The organism is Pseudomonas fluorescens (assembly GCF_001902145.1).
Lineage (GTDB): Bacteria > Pseudomonadota > Gammaproteobacteria > Pseudomonadales > Pseudomonadaceae > Aquipseudomonas > Aquipseudomonas fluorescens_BV.
The window spans coordinates 31,747-47,316 of the sequence record NZ_MRST01000026.1; the positions used below are offsets into that span (position 1 = coordinate 31,747).

The 15,570-nt window shown below is 58.9% G+C and carries 14 protein-coding genes; 11 read left to right on the top strand and 3 right to left on the bottom strand.

The features are described from left to right. Positions 1–35 precede the first annotated feature (35 nt). The 7 genes from apaG to BUE92_RS19645 all read left to right on the top strand — a co-directional run bounded on the left by apaG (position 36) and on the right by BUE92_RS19645 (position 8,057). On the top strand, positions 36–416 hold the full coding sequence (gene apaG, locus BUE92_RS19615; RefSeq protein ID WP_003194726.1) for a Co2+/Mg2+ efflux protein ApaG: 381 nt from the start codon (positions 36–38) through the stop codon (positions 414–416). Further along, positions 416–1,267, top strand: a complete 852-nt coding sequence (locus BUE92_RS19620) for a symmetrical bis(5'-nucleosyl)-tetraphosphatase (protein ID WP_073525816.1) — start codon at positions 416–418, stop codon at positions 1,265–1,267. The genes apaG and BUE92_RS19620 overlap by 1 nt, the downstream gene beginning before the upstream one ends. Positions 1,268–1,276: 9 nt before the next feature. Next, positions 1,277–1,606: a thiosulfate sulfurtransferase GlpE gene (gene glpE, locus BUE92_RS19625; protein ID WP_073525817.1), complete on the top strand. Its 330-nt coding sequence runs from the start codon at positions 1,277–1,279 to the stop codon at positions 1,604–1,606. Between the two features lie 285 nt (positions 1,607–1,891). Further along, positions 1,892–3,814, top strand: a complete 1,923-nt coding sequence (locus BUE92_RS19630; RefSeq protein WP_003194732.1) for a PrkA family serine protein kinase — start codon at positions 1,892–1,894, stop codon at positions 3,812–3,814. A gap of 113 nt (positions 3,815–3,927) precedes the next feature. Further along, a complete protein-coding gene (locus tag BUE92_RS19635; RefSeq protein ID WP_003194735.1) occupies positions 3,928–5,199 on the top strand; it encodes a YeaH/YhbH family protein in 1,272 nt (423 codons plus the stop codon). Further along, entirely contained in the window at positions 5,196–6,761 is a 1,566-nt protein-coding gene (locus tag BUE92_RS19640; RefSeq protein WP_003194736.1) for a SpoVR family protein, read from the top strand. Before BUE92_RS19635 ends, BUE92_RS19640 begins: the two co-directional genes overlap by 4 nt. A 63-nt stretch (positions 6,762–6,824) precedes the next feature. Further along, positions 6,825–8,057 carry a multifunctional CCA addition/repair protein gene (locus BUE92_RS19645; RefSeq protein WP_073525818.1) on the top strand — a complete coding sequence of 411 codons (1,233 nt, stop codon included), beginning with the start codon at positions 6,825–6,827 and terminating at the stop codon, positions 8,055–8,057. 73 nt (positions 8,058–8,130) lie between these two features. Here the strand turns inward: BUE92_RS19645 and folK are convergent, their stop codons facing one another. Next, on the bottom strand, positions 8,131–8,649 hold the full coding sequence (gene folK, locus BUE92_RS19650) for a 2-amino-4-hydroxy-6-hydroxymethyldihydropteridine diphosphokinase (protein WP_073525819.1): 519 nt from the start codon (positions 8,647–8,649) through the stop codon (positions 8,131–8,133). Then, a complete protein-coding gene (gene folB / locus BUE92_RS19655) occupies positions 8,640–8,993 on the bottom strand; it encodes a dihydroneopterin aldolase (protein ID WP_032895029.1) in 354 nt (117 codons plus the stop codon). The genes folK and folB overlap by 10 nt, the downstream gene beginning before the upstream one ends. 74 nt (positions 8,994–9,067) lie before the next feature. On the opposite strand from folB, the gene plsY reads away from it, so the two are divergent. Beyond that, on the top strand, positions 9,068–9,637 hold the full coding sequence (gene plsY, locus BUE92_RS19660; protein WP_073525820.1) for a glycerol-3-phosphate 1-O-acyltransferase PlsY: 570 nt from the start codon (positions 9,068–9,070) through the stop codon (positions 9,635–9,637). Between the two features lie 31 nt (positions 9,638–9,668). Here the strand turns inward: plsY and tsaD are convergent, their stop codons facing one another. Further along, positions 9,669–10,694: a tRNA (adenosine(37)-N6)-threonylcarbamoyltransferase complex transferase subunit TsaD gene (tsaD, locus tag BUE92_RS19665; RefSeq protein WP_003194748.1), complete on the bottom strand. Its 1,026-nt coding sequence runs from the start codon at positions 10,692–10,694 to the stop codon at positions 9,669–9,671. 203 nt (positions 10,695–10,897) lie between these two features. Between tsaD and rpsU the strand changes: the two genes are divergently transcribed. From rpsU to rpoD, 3 genes are all read left to right on the top strand, one after another. Further along, positions 10,898–11,113 carry a 30S ribosomal protein S21 gene (gene rpsU, locus BUE92_RS19670; protein WP_002551877.1) on the top strand — a complete coding sequence of 72 codons (216 nt, stop codon included), beginning with the start codon at positions 10,898–10,900 and terminating at the stop codon, positions 11,111–11,113. 442 nt (positions 11,114–11,555) lie between these two features. Further along, on the top strand, positions 11,556–13,526 hold the full coding sequence (dnaG, locus tag BUE92_RS19675) for a DNA primase (RefSeq protein WP_032895025.1): 1,971 nt from the start codon (positions 11,556–11,558) through the stop codon (positions 13,524–13,526). 67 nt (positions 13,527–13,593) lie between these two features. Next, positions 13,594–15,441, top strand: coding sequence for an RNA polymerase sigma factor RpoD (gene rpoD / locus BUE92_RS19680; RefSeq protein WP_073525822.1), 1,848 nt, complete (start codon positions 13,594–13,596; stop codon positions 15,439–15,441). The last annotated feature ends 129 nt before the right edge of the window (positions 15,442–15,570 follow it).

The following is a 15,570-nucleotide window of genomic DNA, read 5'->3' on the forward strand; positions in this document are numbered from 1 at the left end:
CGCATCTGCTGTCATCCGCTTTTAAGGCCTCTTGCATGTCCGACCCTCGCTATCAGATAGACGTCAGCGTCGTCACCCGCTTCCTGGCGGACCAATCGCAACCCGAACATAACCGCTTCGCCTTTGCCTACACCATTACAGTGAAGAACAACGGGCTGGTGCCGGCCAAGCTGCTGTCGCGCCACTGGGTCATCACCGATGGCGACGGCCAGGTCGAGGAAGTGCGCGGGGCAGGCGTTGTCGGCCAGCAACCGTTGATCGACAGCGGCGCCAGCCACACTTATAGCAGCGGCACGGTGATGACCTCCAAGGTAGGCACCATGCAAGGCTCGTATCAAATGAAGGCCACTGACGGCCAACTGTTCGATGCAATCATCAAGCCCTTCCGCCTGGCCGTGCCAGGAGCCCTGCACTGATGGCGACGTACGCTGTCGGCGACCTGCAAGGCTGCCTGGACCCTCTCCAGCGCCTGCTGGAGCGCGTAGCCTTCGACCCGACAAATGATCGCTTGTGGTTGGTGGGCGACCTGGTCAACCGCGGCCCGCAGTCCCTGGAAACCCTGCGCTACCTCTATAGCCTGCGTGATTCGCTGGTATGCGTGCTGGGCAACCATGACCTGCACTTGCTTGCGGCCGGCAACAACATCGAGCGCCTCAAAAAAGGCGACACCCTGCGGGAAATTCTCGAAGCCCCGGACCGCGCTCAACTGCTCGACTGGCTGCGCCGGCAAAAACTCATGCACTACGACGAGGACCGCAACATAGCCTTGGTGCATGCCGGCATCCCACCCCAGTGGACGTTGAAAAAAGCCCTCAAATGCGCCGCCGAAGTTGAAAGTGCGTTAGCCGATGACAACCTGTACACCGCTTACCTCGACGGCATGTACGGCAACGATCCTGTGAAGTGGGACAACGGCCTCACCGGCGTGGCCCGCCTGCGAGTCATCACCAACTACTTCACGCGGATGCGCTTCTGCACGGCCGAAGGCAAACTGGACCTCAAGAGCAAGGAAGGCGCTGACACCGCCCTCCCCGGCTACAAGCCCTGGTTCGCCTACAAGGAACGCAAGACCCGTGACACGAAGATCATCTTTGGCCACTGGGCCGCGCTGGAAGGCAAGTGCGATGAGCCCGGCGTGTTCGCGCTCGATACCGGCTGCGTGTGGGGCGGCGCGATGACCCTGATGAACATCGACACGGGCGAGCGCCTCGACTGCCAGTGCCAATCCCCCCCTTCCATTACCCAGCCGGCCGCCACCAAGCCATAGGAGCCCGCCATGACCGAATTCAAACGTATCCCCCCCGAACAAGCCCAGGCCCTGCGCGAGCAAGGTGCTGTAGTCGTCGACATCCGCGACCAGGCCACTTACGCCGCCGCCCACATCAGCGGCGCACAGCATCTGGACAACGTCAACATCGCCGACTTCATACGCGCCGCCGACCTCGATGCGCCGCTGATCGTCGCCTGCTATCACGGCAATTCCAGCCAGAGCGCAGCCGCGTATCTGATCAGCCAGGGTTTCTCTGACGTCTATAGCCTGGACGGCGGGTTTGAGCTGTGGCGTGCGACCTATCCCGAGGAAATTTCTTCGGACAATTCGCAATAATTTTTTTCACACCCCGCTACCCCGCGTGACGCTTGGGCTTGCGCCGTTTCTGACGAACGGCGCAGCCAAACTAATTGCGCATCGCGCCTTGACCTCCCGGATTCCGAACTATCCTTAAGCGCAGGCCATCCGAATCAGGGGAGAGCCGGTACACCGGCGTACGGGTCATCGGTAGCGTTTCAGGGTGTTCTGGGGGGAAAACAGCCATTGGCGTGTGCCAATGACTGCCAGCATCGACTGATTGATCCGGCGTCGGCTCCACGTATCGAGCGAGGTGACGACGTCATGAGTATCTTTAGCCACTTCCAACAACGCTTCGCGTCCACACAGCAGGAAGAGCTCACGCTTCAGGAGTATCTCGAGCTGTGCAAGCAGGACCGCAGCACTTACGCCTCTGCCGCCGAACGCCTGCTACTGGCGATTGGCGAGCCAGAACTGGTGGAAACCGCGAATAATTCGCGCCTGTCGCGGATATTTTCCAACAAGGTGATCCGCCGCTATCCGGCCTTTGAGGACTTCCATGGGATGGAAGAATGCATCGACCAGATCGTTTCCTACTTCCGCCATGCCGCCCAAGGCCTGGAAGAGAAGAAGCAGATCCTCTATCTGCTCGGCCCGGTCGGCGGCGGCAAGTCGTCCCTGGCGGAAAAGCTCAAGCAATTGATCGAAAAGGTGCCCTTCTATGCGATCAAGGGCTCGCCCGTCTTCGAGTCGCCTCTGGGCCTGTTCAACGCCACGGAAGATGGCGCGATCCTGGAGGAAGACTTCGGTATCCCACGGCGCTACCTCAACACCATCATGTCGCCGTGGGCCACCAAGCGACTGGCCGAGTTCGGCGGTGATATCAGCCAGTTCCGCGTGGTGAAACTCTACCCGTCGATCCTCAACCAGATCGGCGTGGCCAAGACCGAACCGGGCGATGAAAACAACCAGGACATTTCGGCGCTGGTGGGCAAGGTCGATATCCGCAAACTGGAAGAATTCCCGCAGAACGACGCCGATGCCTACAGCTATTCGGGCGCATTGTGCCGGGCCAACCAGGGCCTGATGGAATTCGTGGAGATGTTCAAGGCACCGATCAAGGTGCTGCACCCACTGCTCACCGCCACCCAGGAAGGCAACTACAACAGTACCGAAGGCCTGGGGGCGATTCCGTTTACCGGGATCCTGCTGGCTCACTCCAACGAATCGGAATGGCATACCTTCCGCAACAACAAGAACAACGAAGCCTTCATCGACCGGATCTATATCGTCAAGGTGCCGTACTGCCTGCGGGTCAGCGACGAAATCAAGATCTACGACAAACTGCTGTTCAACAGCTCCCTGGCCAAGGCCCATTGCGCGCCTGACACCCTGAAGATGCTTGCCCAGTTCACCGTACTGTCGCGCCTCAAGGAGCCGGAGAACTCGAATATCTATTCGAAGATGCGCGTCTACGACGGCGAGAATCTCAAGGACACCGATCCCAAGGCCAAGTCGATCCAGGAATACCGCGACACAGCAGGTGTAGACGAAGGCATGAACGGCCTGTCAACGCGCTTTGCGTTCAAGATCCTGTCCAAGGTCTTCAACTTCGACCCCCACGAGATTGCCGCCAACCCGGTGCACTTGCTCTATGTGCTGGAGCAGCAGATTGAACAGGAGCAGTTCCAGGCCGAAACCCGTGAGCGCTACCTGCGCTTCCTCAAGGAATACCTGGCCCCGCGCTACATCGAGTTCATCGGCAAGGAAATCCAGACCGCCTACCTGGAGTCCTACAGCGAATACGGCCAGAACATCTTCGACCGCTACGTCCTGTACGCTGATTTCTGGATCCAGGACCAGGAATACCGCGACCCGGAAACCGGCGAAATCCTCAATCGCGTAGCCCTCAACGAAGAACTGGAAAAAATCGAGAAACCCGCCGGCATCAGCAATCCGAAGGATTTCCGCAACGAAATCGTCAACTTCGTACTGCGCGCCCGTGCCAACAACAACGGCAAGAACCCCACTTGGCTCAGCTACGAGAAGCTGCGGGTGGTCATCGAGAAGAAAATGTTCTCCAACACCGAGGACCTGCTGCCCGTCATCAGCTTCAACGCCAAGGCCAGCAAGGAGGATCAGCAAAAACACAACGACTTCGTCACACGCATGGTCGAGCGAGGCTACACCGACAAACAGGTACGACTGCTCTCCGAGTGGTACCTGCGGGTTCGCAAATCGCAGTAAGGCAGCGGCAAGCGCGCACTGCCAGGCATCCGGCCTGGCAGTTGACCGCTTGTCTCTAAGCTTCCAGCCCGCGGCTTGAAGCTTGTAACGTGAAGCTGCCCGGAGGGCTCCCCATGAGCTATGTGATCGACCGACGCCTCAATGGCAAGAACAAGAGCACGGTAAACCGTCAGCGTTTCCTGCGGCGTTACCGTGACCACATCAAAAAGGCGGTAGAAGAGGCCGTCAGCCGCCGCTCCATCACCGATATGGAGCATGGCGAACAAATCAGCATTCCCGGACGGGACATCGACGAACCGGTGCTTCACCATGGCCGCGGCGGCAAACAGACCGTGGTGCACCCCGGCAACAAGGAATTCACCACCGGCGAACATATCCAGCGCCCACAAGGCGGTGGCGGCGGCAAAGGCCCGGGCAAAGCCGGCAACTCTGGCGAAGGCATGGATGAATTCGTATTCCAGATCACTCAGGAAGAATTCCTCGAATTCATGTTCGAAGACCTGGAACTGCCCAACCTGGTCAAGCGCAACCTGACCGGCACCGACACCTTCAAGACCGTGCGCGCAGGGATCAGCAACGAGGGCAACCCTTCACGCATCAACATCATTCGCACCCTGCGCTCAGCCCATGCACGGCGTATCGCCCTGTCCGGGAGCAGCCGCGCCAAACTCAAGCAGGCCAAGGAAGAGCTGGCACGCTTGAAGCGCGAAGAACCGGACAACTTCGGCGATATCCAGGAAATCGAGGCGGAAATCGAAAAACTCAGCGCGCGCATCCACCGGGTGCCGTTCCTCGATACCTTTGACTTGAAATACAACCTGCTGGTCAAGCAACCCAACCCCAGCTCCAAGGCTGTGATGTTCTGCCTGATGGACGTTTCCGGCTCCATGACCCAGGCCACCAAGGACATCGCCAAGCGCTTCTTTATCCTGCTGTACCTGTTTCTGAAACGGAACTACGACAAGATTGACGTAGTGTTCATCCGCCATCACACCAGCGCGCGGGAAGTGGACGAAGAAGAGTTTTTCTACTCGCGGGAAACCGGCGGCACCATCGTTTCCAGCGCACTGAAGCTGATGCAGGAGATCATGGCCGAGCGCTACCCCGCCAACGAGTGGAACATCTACGCCGCCCAAGCTTCCGACGGCGACAACTGGAACGACGACTCGCCGATCTGCCGGGACATTTTGATCAACCAGATCATGCCGTTCGTGCAGTACTACACTTACGTCGAAATCACCCCCCGTGAGCACCAGGCCCTGTGGTTCGAATACGAGCGCATCGGCGAAGCCTTTGCCGACACGTTCGCCCAGCAGCAACTGGTCTCGGCCGGCGATATCTACCCGGTCTTCCGTGAACTCTTCCAGCGCAGGTTAGTGACATGACCGCCAAAAAAGAGAACAAGCGCCAACCCATTTCCACTGGCTCCGAGTGGACCTTCGAACTGATCCAGGCCTATGACCGGGAAATCAGCCGTATCGCGGCGGGTTATGCCCTGGACACCTATCCCAACCAGATAGAGGTCATCACCGCTGAACAGATGATGGATGCCTACGCCTCGGTGGGCATGCCCCTGGGCTATCACCATTGGTCCTACGGGAAACACTTCCTCAGTACCGAGAAGTCCTACACACGCGGCCAGATGGGCCTGGCCTACGAGATCGTGATCAACTCCGACCCGTGCATCGCGTACCTGATGGAAGAAAACACCATCTGCATGCAGGCGCTGGTAGTGGCCCATGCCTGCTATGGGCATAACAGTTTCTTCAAGGGCAACTACCTGTTTCGCACCTGGACCGATGCCAGTTCGATCATTGATTACCTGGTGTTCGCCAAGCAATACATCATGCAGTGCGAGGAGCGCCACGGTATCGATGCGGTGGAAGACCTGTTGGACTCCTGCCACGCGCTGATGAATTACGGGGTCGATCGCTATAAGCGTCCCTATCCTATTTCCGCCGAAGAGGAACGCCTGCGCCAGAAGGAACGCGAGGAGCACCTGCAGAAACAGATCAACGACCTGTGGCGCACCATCCCCAAGCGCGCCGACAAGAACAGCGACAAGGACAATGCACGTTTCCCCGCCGAACCTCAGGAAAACATCCTGTACTTCCTGGAAAAGCACGCACCGCTGCTGGAGCCCTGGCAGCGTGAAATCGTGCGCATCGTACGCAAGATCGCGCAATATTTTTATCCACAACGCCAAACCCAAGTGATGAACGAAGGCTGGGCAACCTTCTGGCATTACACCCTGATGAACGACCTGTATGACGAAGGCCTGGTCACTGACGGCTTCATGATGGAGTTCCTCACGTCCCATACCAGCGTGGTCTTCCAGCCAGGCTTCGATAGCCCGTACTACAACGGCATCAACCCTTATGCATTGGGTTTTGCCATGTACCGCGATATCCGCCGCATGTGCGAGCACCCCACGGAGGAAGACCGCCGCTGGTTCCCGGAAATCGCCGGCAGCGACTGGCTATCGACCATCAAGTTCGCCATGAGCAGCTTCAAGGATGAGAGTTTTATCCTGCAGTACCTGTCGCCCCAGGTGATCCGCGACCTCAAGCTGTTCAGCATCCTGGACGACGACCTCAAGGACGACCTGGTAGTACCTGCCATCCACGACGAACCCGGCTACCGCATTATTCGCGAAACTCTGGCCGCGCAATACAACCTCGGCAACCGCGAGCCTAATGTGCAGATCTACAGCATCGATGTGCGTGGCGACCGTTCCCTGACCTTGCGTCACCAGCAGCATGACCGCAAACCGTTGGGCGAATCCACTGAGGAAGTGCTCAAGCATCTGCATCGGCTCTGGGGCTTTGATATTCATCTGGAAACCCTGCAGGGCGACCAAGTGATGAAAACCCATCATGTGCCACCGCGCAGCGATCATAACGACAACGACTACGGCCGCCTGGACATGGCCGTCGTTCATCTCTGAAACAGCAAAGCCTCCATTGACCAGGCTCAGGCGTTATCCTGTGCCGCTAATGGAGGCTATTTCATGAAAATCTACAAAGTCGGCGGCGCCGTGCGTGATCGCCTTCTGGGCATCGAGGTCACCGATATAGACCGCGTCGTCGTTGGCGCGACGGCCGAAGAGATGCTCGCCAAGGGCTATAAACCGGTGGGCGCCGATTTCCCGGTATTTCTCGACCCGAAAAACGGTGACGAATACGCCCTCGCTCGCACCGAACGCAAGAATGGCCGAGGTTACGGCGGCTTTATATTCCATGCGAGCCCCGACGTCACGCTGGAAGAAGACCTGATTCGCCGTGACCTGACCATCAATGCCATGGCAGAGGACGACGGGGGAAACCTGACCGATCCTTATCAGGGCCAACGCGACCTTGAAGCGCGTATTTTACGGCATGTTTCCCCCGCGTTCGCCGAAGATCCACTCCGTGTATTGCGCGTTGCGCGTTTCGCCGCGCGCTATGCGCCCCTTGGTTTCACAGTCGCCCCTGAGACCCTCGAGTTAATGCGCCAACTCAGTGAGTCCGGCGAGTTGGAGGCGCTTACCCCCGAGCGCAGCTGGAAGGAAATCTCACGGGCGCTGATGGAAGATCAACCCCAGGTATTTATCCAAATACTGCGTGACTGCAACGCGCTGAAAACCTTGATGCCGGAGGTGGATGCGCTGTTCGGCGTGCCGCAGCCCGCTGCTCACCATCCGGAAATAGACACCGGCGTACACACCTTGAGCGTGCTGGAGCAAGCCGCCCAGCACAAGCAACCGCTGAGCGTGCGCTGGGCCTGCCTGCTGCACGACCTGGGCAAAGGCCTGACGCCTGTGGATAAGTTGCCGCAGCATATTGCCCACGAGCAACGCGGCCTGAAGCTGATCAAAGCGGTGAACGAGCGTTTCAAGGTGCCGAGGGATTGCCAGGAGTTGGCCTTGCTGGTGGGGCAATATCATACTCACGGGCATCGAGCGCTGGAGCTCAAGGCCTCGACATTGCTGGAGTTGCTGCAAAGCTTCGACGTGTACCGTCGGCCGCAACGCTTTGAAGAGTTCGTGGCGGCTTGCGAAATGGACGCTCGTGGCCGCGCGGGTTTTGAGCAACGCAGTTATCCACAGGCCGATTATCTGCGCGGAGCGGCAAAGGCTGCACGCGAAGTGCCGGTCGCGCCGCTGCTAGAAAAGGGTTTCAAAGGCCCCGAACTGGGCGAGGCGCTCAAGCGCGAACGGCTCAAGGCGCTTAAAGCCTACAAGGAACAGCAAAAGCCTTTGTAGGAGCGAGCTTGCTCGCGAAAAAACGTCAACGATAACGCAGCGCCCTCAGGCTTTTCGCGAGCAAGCTCGGCTCCTACAAGAGAGCTTGCGGTGTCAGTTGTCGGCCTTGCCACTCGAAACCGACAGGCGCCAGCGCCTGGTCGATCTGCGCATCGCGCCACAGCTCGGACATGGCCTTACCCGCTTGAGGATGAACACGCTCCGGCGCCATCATCGACAGCGGCCACAACACAAAGGCGTTTTTCAGAATTTCGGCTCGCGGCAAGATCAATCCATCGAAATTGCCCACCAGATCGCCATACAACAACACATCGATATCCAGCGGCAGGCCTTTGCGGTCGGGCGCATAGCGGCCATTGTCAGCCTCGATGGATTTCAAGCGACGATCCAACTCCACCAACGGCAGGTCGGTATAAGCCGACACCACCAGATTGAAAAACGGCCCACTTTTGATCCCCACCGGCTGGCTTTCGAATACCGCCGAACAGCGCATATCTGTCAAGAAGCCCGCCAACGCATCCAAGCCGGCGCATAGACGAGCCTCGCGGTCGATATTGCTGCCCAGCCCGAGGTAAACCTGAGTCAACGACATCCGCGCTCGATCTCCACGCCCACGCCCTTGGCAGCCGGTACCGCGCCGGGCTTGGTCAACTTGAGGTGCAGCCAGGGAATCTGGAATTCACTCATCAGCACTTCGGCCAGACGCTCGGCAAAGGTTTCCACCAGTTGGTACTGGGACTGCTCGGCAAAGGCCTGGATACGCGCAGACACCCTGGCGTAATCCAGTGCCAGGGTCAGGTCATCACCGGCCGCGGCCGGGCGATTATCCCAGGCGAAGCTCAGGTCCAGGCGCAGGCATTGCCGGATTCCGCGCTCCCAGTCGTAAGCCCCGATCACGGTGTCGACTTCCAGGCCTTCGATAAACACTCTGTCCAAGCACTTTTCTCCGCAGCACGACAAGGGCGCGATGCCCCGTTAGAATCAGGGCGTCCTCGCCCGGAATAGTTAGCATGTTTTGGTCACTGGCGATTTTCGCCTACCTGCTCGGCTCGCTGTCCTTCGCCATTTTGCTCAGCCGCTTGACGGGAAATCCCGATCCGCGAATGAGTGGCTCAGGCAATGCCGGCGCCACCAATATGTTGCGCCTGGCCGGCAAGAAACTCGCCGTCCTGACCTTGCTGGGCGACGTGTGCAAGGGCCTGCTGCCCGTGCTGATCGCCAGCCTCGTCGGCCTTAGCTTGCAACAGCAAGCCTGGGTGGGCCTATGTGCCGTCCTGGGCCACCTGTTCCCGTTGTACTTCCGTTTTCGCGGCGGCAAGGGCGTCGCCACGGCGGCCGGCATGCTGCTGGGCATTTACCCCCCTGCGGCGTTACTGGCCATGCTCGCCTGGCTGATGACGTTCTACCTGACCCGCACCAGCTCGCTGGCCGCGCTGATTGCCACGCCGCTGACCCTACCGCTGTTGGCCTGGCAGGAACCGCAAGCGCTGTTGCCGATGAGCGTGCTGACACTGCTGATCGTCTGGCGCCACCGCGGCAATCTACGCGACCTGTTTGCCGGGCGCGAACGGCATTTCTAAATACTGCGCCTGAAGCCTGCGCCCTTAAACCTTACAACGGCGGCAATTGTTCCATCGGCCAGCGCGCCTGCACGCTGATCGCCAGGCTTTCGTGCTGCCCGGCCTGCAAGCGCTGGCAACCGGCGTAGGCGATCATTGCGCCGTTGTCAGTGCAGAACTCAGGACGTGCGTAGAACACATTGCCATTCATATCGCCGAGCATTTTTTCCAGGGAACTGCGCAACGCCTTGTTGGCGCTGACGCCGCCTGCGATCACCAACCGCTTCATGCCCGCCTGTTTCAGGGCGCGCTTGCACTTGATGGTCAAAGTCTCCACCACAGCCTGCTGGAACGCCAGCGCGATGTCGCAACGGGCTTGCTGGCCGTCGTCCCCGGCGCTGACGCTCTGCTGCCAGGTGTTCAAGGCAGAGGTTTTCAAGCCGCTGAAACTGAACATCAAGCCAGGACGATCACACATCGGCCGCGGGAAGGTGTAGCGACCGGCAACGCCGTTCTCGGCAAGGCGGGCGATTTCCGGACCACCCGGATAATTAAGCCCCATCATCTTCGCGGTTTTGTCGAACGCTTCACCGGCGGCATCGTCCAGCGACTCGCCCAACAGTGTGTACTGGCCGATCCCGTCCACCTGAACCAGCTGCGTATGCCCGCCCGAAACCAACAAAGCGACGAACGGGAACTCTGGCGGTGTTTTTTCCAGCATGGGCGCCAATAAATGGCCTTCCATATGGTGCACACCAAGGGCAGGAATGCCCCAGGCAAACGCCAGCGCCTGGGCGCAAGAGGCCCCAACCAGCAGGGCCCCGACCAATCCGGGGCCGGCGGTATAAGCGATGGCATCGATCTCGGTTGCCACACAGCCGGCCTCATCCAGCACCTGACGGATCAGCGGCAGCATGCGCTTGACGTGATCGCGGCTGGCAAGCTCCGGCACCACGCCACCATAGGCGCGATGCAGGTCGATCTGACTGAACAGTGCATCGGCCAAAAGCCCGCGTTCACTGTCGTATAGTGCGACTCCGGTTTCGTCGCAGGAGGTTTCAAGTCCCAGTACTAGCATGGGTTTGCGCCTTGTAGAGGCTGAATTCGAAGGCGCGCATAATAGTCGCCACTCCCTCTCCCGACTAGCGGTTTTCGATCAGAGGCTTTGCATTCCGGGCAATGAGGGGTTAACATCCGCAACCCTTAAAAACCGACGACCTCAGCCGCGAATTTTTTGCGACGAGAACGTTGATTCCCGGTAATGAAAGAAGGTAGCTCTGGATGCCAGCCGTCAAAGTAAAAGAGAACGAACCCTTCGACGTAGCTCTGCGTCGTTTCAAGCGCTCCTGCGAAAAAGCCGGTGTTCTGGCTGAAGTTCGTAGCCGCGAATTTTATGAGAAGCCAACTTCTGAGCGTAAGCGCAAAGCAGCAGCCGCTGTTAAGCGTCACGCTAAGAAAGTTCAGCGCGAACAGCGCCGCGCCGTTCGTCTGTACTAATACACAGACGTTCGTAGCAAGCTTCTGCCAAGCCCGGCCCTCAGCCGGGCTGTTGGCATTTGCGGATATCGCTTGATGCTTCACCGTCGACGCCGCACATGCGACCGAGACACTGCTTCACACGTCAGGGCTGGCTCTTTTGCCAGCGGTGCACGTCTCTTCTGACGAGCCTAACAAGGCTACTGACGAGCACACCTATTCTTCAAACAGACGATCAACTGTATCGGCTGTGCCCAACGATGCGTTTCCGAGGTCGCCATTGGCCTAGACCGGACGCCCGGGCAACATTTCCATGCCGAAGACTGATCAGAAACTATCCTCAGTAAATATTCGGCAGATACACTCCCTGATGACCCATGCAGACGATGATGATCGAGCACTCCTTACGTGCGCTTGAACACGTCACGGGCCCTCATTTACACGCAGTGATGACGAGAACGCCATGGCCGGGCTGATTCCCCAGAGCTTTATTGACGACCTTCTGAACCGCACCGACATCGTCGATGTTGTCAGCTCACGCGTACAGCTGAAAAAAGCCGGCAAAAACTACACCGCCTGCTGCCCTTTTCATAAAGAAAAAACCCCATCCTTCAGCGTCAGCCCCGACAAGCAGTTCTATTACTGCTTCGGTTGCGGGGCGGGCGGGAATGCCCTGGGCTTCCTGATGGACCACGACAACCTGGACTTCCCCCAGGCTGTCGAGGACCTGGCGAAAGCCGCCGGCATGGAAGTGCCCCGCGAAGAAAGTGGCCGGCCGCACAAACCCCGGCAACCCACCGATTCGCCGCTGTATCCGTTGCTCACCGCTGCTGCCGATTTTTACCGCCAGGCACTCAAGAGCCATCCGCAGCGCAAGGCCGCTGTCGATTACCTTAAAGGGCGCGGCCTCACCGGCGAAATCGCTCGGGACTTCGGCCTCGGCTTCGCTCCGCCGGGCTGGGACAATCTGTATAAACACCTGAGCAGCGACACCCTCCAGCAAAAGGCCATGATCGATGCCGGCCTGCTGGTGGAAAACGCCGAGACCGGCAAGCGCTATGACCGCTTCCGCGACCGGGTGATGTTCCCGATCCGCGACAGCCGTGGCCGCATTATCGCCTTCGGCGGCCGTGTACTCGGGGACGACAAGCCCAAGTACCTGAACTCTCCGGAGACCCCGGTGTTCCACAAGGGCCAGGAACTCTACGGCCTGTTCGAGGCGCGCAAGAACAACCGCAACCTCGACGAGATCATCGTGGTTGAAGGTTATATGGACGTGATCGCCCTGGCCCAACAAGGCCTGCGCAACGCGGTCGCGACCCTCGGCACCGCCACCAGCGAAGAACATTTGAAGCGCCTGTTCCGCGTCGTGCCCAGCGTGCTGTTTTGCTTTGACGGCGACCAGGCGGGCCGCAACGCCGCCTGGCGCGCGCTCGAAGCCACGCTGTCGAGCTTGCAGGATGGGCGCCGCGCACGCTTCCTGTTCCTGCCCGAAGGCGAAGACCCGGACACCCTGGTGCGTTCGGAAGGTACCGACGCGTTCCGTGCACGTATCAATCAACATGCGCAGCCGCTGGCGGATTATTTTTTCCAGCAACTGACCGAAGAAGCCGACCCGCGCTCCCTGGAGGGCAAGGCCCATATGGCCACCCTCGCGGCGCCGCTGATCGACAAGGTCCCGGGCGCCAATTTGCGCACACTGATGCGCCAGCGCCTGCTGGAGATCACCGGTTTGAGCGGTGAAGCCGTAAGCCAGCTGGTGCACAGCGCCCCGCAAGATGCACCGCCAGCCTACGACCCCGGCATGGATTACGACGCCATGCCGGACTATGCCGATTTCCACCAACCCCAGGAGGCCTTCGCACCCCAGCAGGAATGGACGCCGAAGAAACCCGGCGCCGGCGGCAAGAAGTGGGACAAAAAACCCTGGAGCAAAAACGGCAAACGCGGTGATAGAGATGAAGCCTACGCGCCACGCACGCCCGTAGCGGTGGAAGCCCCCACATTGATTGCACTGCGCACACTGATTCACCACCCGCAATTGGCCGGCAAGGTTGAAAGTGCCGACCACTTTGCCAACGAGAGCAATACCTATGCTCAGGTGCTTATTGCACTGATCGAAGCCGTGCAGAAAAACCCTAAGCTAAACTCAATCCAGCTGATGGCTCGCTGGCATGGTACGGAACAGGGTCGTTTATTGCGGGCACTGGCGGAAAAGGAGTGGCTAATTGACGGCGACAACCTTGAACAACAGTTTTTAGACACCATTAATAGGTTATCCGCGGGTCAACACACTCAGACCCTCGATGAACTTATCAAGAGAGCAAGGCAGCCGGGATTATCGGCTGAAGAGCAAATTCAGATAGCAAAACAGATGCGCGACCTCTTAAAACAGAATGTTTACGCATCAAACCCGACCTCAGCTGGCGTGTGAGGTCATAGCTCGGGTATAATCCTCGGCTTGTTTTTTGCCCGCCAAGACCTTCAGTGGATAGGGTGTTATGTCCGGAAAAGCGCAACAGCAGTCTCGTATCAAAGAGTTGATACTTCTTGGTCGTGAGCAGGGTTACCTGACTTACGCGGAGGTCAACGACCACCTGCCTGAGGATATTTCAGATCCTGAGCAGGTGGAAGACATCATCCGCATGATTAACGACATGGGGATCAACGTATTCGAAGTCGCACCAGATAAGGATTCCCTTATGCTGGCCGACGCTGATACCGACGAGGCCGCCGCTGAGGAAGCTGCTGCCGCGCTGGCTGCAGTAGAGACCGATATCGGCCGCACGACAGACCCTGTGCGCATGTATATGCGCGAAATGGGTACCGTCGAGCTGCTGACACGCGAAGGCGAGATCGAAATCGCCAAGCGTATCGAAGAGGGTATCCGCGAAGTGATGGGCGCTATTGCGCACTTCCCTGGCACGGTTGACCACATTCTCTCCGAGTACACCCGCGTCACCACCGAAGGTGGCCGCCTGTCCGACGTCCTGAGCGGTTATATCGACCCGGACGACGGCATTGCGCCGCCTGCCGCCGAAGTACCGCCGCCTGTCGATGCCAAGGCCGCGAAAGCGGACGACGACACCGACGACGACGATGCTGAAAGCAGTGACGAAGAAGAAGAAGCCGAAAGCGGTCCAGACCCGGTCATCGCTGCCCAGCGCTTCGGTGCGGTTTCCGATCAAATGGAAATCACCCGCAAGGCCCTGAAGAAGCACGGTCGTGGCAACAAGCAGGCGATTGCCGAGCTGGTGGCCCTGGCTGAGCTGTTCATGCCGATCAAGCTGGTGCCCAAGCAATTCGAAGGCCTGGTTGAGCGTGTTCGCAGTGCCCTTGAGCGTCTGCGTGCCCAAGAGCGTGCGATCATGCAGCTCTGTGTGCGTGATGCGCGCATGCCGCGTACCGATTTCCTGCGCCAGTTCCCGGGCAACGAAGTTGACGAAAGCTGGAGCGACGCACTGGCCAAGGGCAAGGCGAAATACGCCGAAGCCATCGGTCGCCTGCAGCCCGATATCATCCGTTGCCAGCAGAAGCTGACCGCGCTTGAGACCGAAACCGGCCTGACGATTGCAGAAATCAAAGACATCAACCGTCGCATGTCGATCGGTGAGGCCAAGGCCCGCCGCGCGAAGAAAGAGATGGTTGAAGCGAACTTGCGTCTGGTGATCTCCATCGCCAAGAAGTACACCAACCGTGGCCTGCAATTCCTTGATCTGATCCAGGAAGGCAACATCGGCTTGATGAAGGCGGTGGACAAGTTCGAATACCGTCGCGGCTACAAGTTCTCGACTTATGCCACCTGGTGGATCCGTCAGGCGATCACTCGCTCGATCGCCGACCAGGCCCGCACCATCCGTATTCCGGTGCACATGATCGAGACCATCAACAAGCTCAACCGCATTTCCCGGCAGATGTTGCAGGAAATGGGTCGCGAACCGACCCCGGAAGAGCTGGGCGAACGCATGGAAATGCCTGAGGATAAAATCCGCAAGGTATTGAAGATCGCTAAAGAGCCGATCTCCATGGAAACGCCGATTGGTGATGACGAAGACTCCCACCTGGGTGACTTCATCGAAGACTCGACCATGCAGTCGCCAATCGATGTCGCCACTGTTGAGAGCTTGAAAGAAGCGACTCGCGACGTACTGTCCGGCCTCACTGCCCGTGAAGCCAAGGTACTGCGCATGCGTTTCGGCATCGACATGAATACCGACCACACCCTTGAGGAAGTCGGTAAGCAGTTTGACGTGACCCGTGAGCGGATCCGTCAGATCGAAGCCAAGGCGCTGCGCAAGTTGCGCCACCCGACGCGAAGCGAGCATCTGCGCTCCTTCCTCGACGAGTGATACCAGAACCCCCGGCCCAGGCCGGGGGTTTTGCTTCCTACCGATTGCTTTGCACAGATTAACTGCCCCGCACCACCCGCCCTCGCAATGCCCGTCTACACTCGAGACATTCCCCGTGCCATAACGAGA

Coding starts and splice junctions, on each gene's coding strand:
- apaG (WP_003194726.1), top strand. CDS start 36: ATGTCCGACCCTCGCTATCAGATAGACGTCAGCGTCGTCACCCGCTTC.
- folK (WP_073525819.1), bottom strand. CDS start 8,649: ATGTCGTTGACTCAGGTTTACCTCGGGCTGGGCAGCAATATCGACCGC.
- plsY (WP_073525820.1), top strand. CDS start 9,068: ATGTTTTGGTCACTGGCGATTTTCGCCTACCTGCTCGGCTCGCTGTCC.
- BUE92_RS19645 (WP_073525818.1), top strand. CDS start 6,825: ATGAAAATCTACAAAGTCGGCGGCGCCGTGCGTGATCGCCTTCTGGGC.
- rpoD (WP_073525822.1), top strand. CDS start 13,594: ATGTCCGGAAAAGCGCAACAGCAGTCTCGTATCAAAGAGTTGATACTT.
- BUE92_RS19630 (WP_003194732.1), top strand. CDS start 1,892: ATGAGTATCTTTAGCCACTTCCAACAACGCTTCGCGTCCACACAGCAG.
- rpsU (WP_002551877.1), top strand. CDS start 10,898: ATGCCAGCCGTCAAAGTAAAAGAGAACGAACCCTTCGACGTAGCTCTG.
- BUE92_RS19635 (WP_003194735.1), top strand. CDS start 3,928: ATGAGCTATGTGATCGACCGACGCCTCAATGGCAAGAACAAGAGCACG.
- BUE92_RS19620 (WP_073525816.1), top strand. CDS start 416: ATGGCGACGTACGCTGTCGGCGACCTGCAAGGCTGCCTGGACCCTCTC.
- dnaG (WP_032895025.1), top strand. CDS start 11,556: ATGGCCGGGCTGATTCCCCAGAGCTTTATTGACGACCTTCTGAACCGC.
- BUE92_RS19640 (WP_003194736.1), top strand. CDS start 5,196: ATGACCGCCAAAAAAGAGAACAAGCGCCAACCCATTTCCACTGGCTCC.
- tsaD (WP_003194748.1), bottom strand. CDS start 10,694: ATGCTAGTACTGGGACTTGAAACCTCCTGCGACGAAACCGGAGTCGCA.
- glpE (WP_073525817.1), top strand. CDS start 1,277: ATGACCGAATTCAAACGTATCCCCCCCGAACAAGCCCAGGCCCTGCGC.